Raw genomic sequence first — 3,631 nt, forward strand, 5'->3', positions numbered from 1 at the left:
GGCTTTGTTCACGGCCCCGGAGACAGAAAATGAAAACCCGCCTCTAGGGCGGGTTGGGTGCAGTCGTCAGCTAGCCCGCCAAATAAGGAATGGCGGTAATAATGCTTGGCTGGCGGTGCGATACGGTGAAAGTCATGGCTCGAAATTAGCTGCGCGCGAAAGGCAAGTCAATGGCCAGTTTTCTGTCGAATGCGATAGTTGAGCGCTAAACGGGCTCCAGTGAAAACGTCAGCTCGATACGTCCGGTCCTCACCTTCACCGTGTTGAGCATTGGCGGGTGATGCCAGGCACTGAGTTGGGCACGTTGCGCGGCCGTACCGATGTTCAGTTGCGTCAATACTTCACAGACCACCGCATAGAGGACGGCCTGATTTCCGTCCTCGACTTTTACCGCAATACCCCGCGCCTGCTGGCCGGCAACACCACGCACACCCATTGCATAGCTCGCGTCGGCGCCGACCTTGCCCACCAGTTGACCGTTGAAGGCCTTCATCAGCGCCGTACAGAAACGGCCCTCCCCGGCGACCAGCTCAGGGTATGTGGTCATGGCTCGGTAAATCCGCGCCAATTCAGCTTCACGTGGAGACCGGGTACTTTCGTCGGTATCGGCAGCATTGGCTATTTTKGCAAAGAGCAACGCCAGCCGATCCAGTGCAAAAGCCGGCGTGGGCAGGTTGCAGCCATCGGTCGCCCACTGAATGGCGGCACCTGAAACCTCGCAAACCTCAGCCACCGTCTGCATCACCCGCTGCTGAAGCGGATGAGCTGGAAGGTGATACCCCTCCAGCGTTGCCCCCAGCGCTTTGGCGGCCGCCAACATTCCAGCGTGTTTACCTGAGCAATTGCTGCACACCGGACCGGGTACAAAATCGCTTTTGATCCAGGCCCGATAAACCTCATCCGAGATGGGTGGATGGCCGCCGCAGCGCATGTCTGCTTCACCGGTGCCGACCTTGGCCAGCATGCCCAGCGCTCGCTGGATATGTCGTGCTTCGCTGCTATGGGAACCGCACATCAAGGCCAGGTCAGCATCGTCCAGACCAAATTGTTCGAGTGCACCAGTTTCCATGACCGCCAACGCTTGGGCAGGTTTGGCGGCGGACCGTGCCAGCGTCATGCGCGATGAGTCACCAAAGCCGCTGAGCAAGCGGCCCTGAGCATCGACGACCGCGACATGCGCGATGTGGGTGTTTTCAACGCTATCGCCGCGGTAGACGACCGCGGCAATCGCCTGTTCCCTGTCCATGCGGTATTCCTGCTGATTACTTGAAAGCCATGCGCGGATGACGTCGCGCTGATTCAGGGGAGCGTAGCTTAAGGACATTGTTGGCGTACGCAATAGCTCACCAGGCTTGCCCGCGACGCTTGAGTTCGAGTCTGCGGACGAACTCCTCGAGCACCAGTGAATACAGATCGTCCTGCAAATAGGCGTCTTCGATACCGGCATCGATGTTCGGGTTATCGTTGACCTCGATCACCACCACTTTGTCGCCGGACTGCTTGAGGTCGACACCGTACAGCCCGTCGCCGATGAGGTTGGCGGTTTTCACTGCAAGGTCCACCACGGCCTTGGGCGCCTCATGAACCGCCAGGGTACGGCACTCGCCGTTGATATCCTGGCCCTTGGCTTTGTGGTTGTAAATCTGCCAATGGCCTTTGGACATGAAGTACTGGCAGGCGAAGATCGGTTTGCGGTTGAGCACGCCAATACGCCAGTCATACTCGGTATAGAAGAACTCCTGAGCAAGTCCGTCAGGTAGACCTTGTTGGTACAGCGCAGAATTGACGCCGGGTCGTCCATCACCACCAAGCCTTCACTTTCGGCCTTTTTCGCAAACCGGTAGGTATGGTTATCGACGCTGGTGGTCTCGCGGATCAGCAACCCGTCATATTCGGCGATACGCGCGTAGTCCTTGCGTTCGATCAACTCGACATCGATGCCCAGGCCCTTGCCCACCCGGACGAAATTCTCCAACGCCCTGGCATTGGATGGCGGCAGCGCTTCCTGCGGATCGTGGAGGATAGCCAGGTCATAACGGGCCAGTCGGCGTGAACGCGGCAGGCGCCAGATCTTGCGACTGAAGTTGTCCAGAGCGTTAGCGAAGTGATCCTCCTGATCTTCTCGCAACTTATGTAACGCACCAGACTTGACGCCTTCAATGTGCCAGCCGTTACGTCGGCGAAACTCTACCAGCACGATCGGACAAGGGAACACTTCAAACAACTGACGCGCCAAATCCTGTAATGGTTCGATATTGGTCTTACCGAAATACAGCGTCAGAGTAAATCCTTCAGTGTCGCTGTAAAGGTGATTATTGAGCGCCTTGTCCAAGGTTTTATCCAAATCGTCCAGAGACAGGCCATACAGGGACTTACGCGTCAGTTCACTGATAGTTCGCACCGAAGGAATTACCTTGTGCCCGCGGGCTTCGGCCAGCAATGAGCAGTAGTAGCCGTGTCCCAGATACTTGTAGCTGCGGCACAGGTTGATCACCTGTACCCGCTTGCCCTGCTCGCTGCCACGGGTTTGCTCGAGATACTCCTGGGCACTGACGATGTCTTCACTGGGAAAGTAAGACGCCCAGTCTTCCTTGCGTTCGACAATAATAACCAACTGACTGGACGCTCTGGCAGCTTCCGATAAATAAGTTGCTTTGGTTATTGCTGTCGGTAAACGTTGCTCCGATACTTCACGCCAATGACCTTGTAGTGCTGACATAGTGATTGATCCGTTGGAGAACAAGACCTTTCCTATTAAGCACGAACTTTTTCGAAAGTCCCGTTTTGTTACGCAACTTTTACGGTGGTCATATGAATCTTGTCTTTCGCCTTGCAGTACCGAATGATCTGGCAGCACTCCTGGAACTTGAGCAGCAATGTTTCACCACCGACCGGCTCAACAGCCGTAATTTCCAGTGGATGATCAAGCGTGCCCACGGGCAGTTGATCGTCGCCGAGTGTGCGGATCAATTGCTCGGCTACGCCCTGGTGCTGTTTCACCGCGGTACCTCGCAGGCGCGGCTGTACTCGATTGCCATCTCGGTTCAAGCCCGAGGTGCTGGCCTGGGCAAACAACTGCTGGAGCGAATCGAGACTTGTGCGCGGGAACGCGACTGCACCTGTCTGCGACTGGAGGTGCGTACCGACAACCCGATAGCGATTGCGCTGTATGAACGTAGCGGCTACCGGCGCTTTGCGTTGATTCGCGACTTTTACGAAGACCATGCCGACGCCTTGCGCCTGGAAAAAACCATCCACGAACACCGTTCTGCCCGGAAGGATGGCGCCTGCGTTACGGTCACTACCACTCAATAACTGCTGGTGTCCGAATCTCGGGGGGCTGGCTTGGGCGCACTATACGGTTTGACTGTACCCGGCGCAGTCCCGCTGCGCGGATAGCCATTGCCGATCCCGCCGTTTTCCAGGGTCGGAGGACGGGGAACCGGCACGGTATTCGGCCCGCGAATGACCGGCGCGCTGGGCTGGGTGCCCTGCATGCTGTTGGGATTTACCCGGCGAATCGGGCTGTTGTAGGGGTTATCGGAGTTGTCAGGGAGATTCTGGGTCAGCAGGATCGGATGCTCCACCGTGGCAGCCAGCATGCCAATGTCTGCGCCGGCCTGGGTCAGAG

General features: G+C 57.1%; 2 protein-coding genes and 2 pseudogenes. 1 reads left to right on the forward strand and 3 read right to left on the reverse strand.

All coding sequences use genetic code 11. From position 1 onward, the window contains the following. Positions 1-205 precede the first annotated feature (205 nt). Both AC1DH9_RS28010 and AC1DH9_RS28015 read right to left on the reverse strand, forming a co-directional pair. Positions 206-1,246 carry an asparaginase gene (locus AC1DH9_RS28010; RefSeq protein WP_427539594.1) on the reverse strand — a complete coding sequence of 347 codons (1,041 nt, stop codon included), beginning with the start codon at positions 1,244-1,246 and terminating at the stop codon, positions 206-208. 97 nt (positions 1,247-1,343) lie between these two features. Beyond that, a pseudogene (locus tag AC1DH9_RS28015) lies at positions 1,344-2,719 on the reverse strand (RimK family protein). 92 nt (positions 2,720-2,811) lie between these two features. Between AC1DH9_RS28015 and rimI the strand changes: the two are divergent. Continuing rightward, positions 2,812-3,276, forward strand: a pseudogene (gene rimI / locus AC1DH9_RS28020) (ribosomal protein S18-alanine N-acetyltransferase); the annotation flags it as partial. 32 nt (positions 3,277-3,308) lie between these two features. Here the strand turns inward: rimI and AC1DH9_RS28025 are convergent. Continuing rightward, positions 3,309-3,602: a hypothetical protein gene (locus AC1DH9_RS28025; RefSeq protein ID WP_477809224.1), complete on the reverse strand. Its 294-nt coding sequence runs from the start codon at positions 3,600-3,602 to the stop codon at positions 3,309-3,311. Positions 3,603-3,631: the final 29 nt, after the last annotated feature.

The organism is Pseudomonas sp. 05T35 (assembly GCF_056396605.1).

Excerpts from the sequence above, each read along its gene's own strand:
- AC1DH9_RS28025 (WP_477809224.1), bottom strand. The coding sequence starts at position 3,602 with ATGCTGGCTGCCACGGTGGAGCATCCGATCCTGCTGACCCAGAATCTC.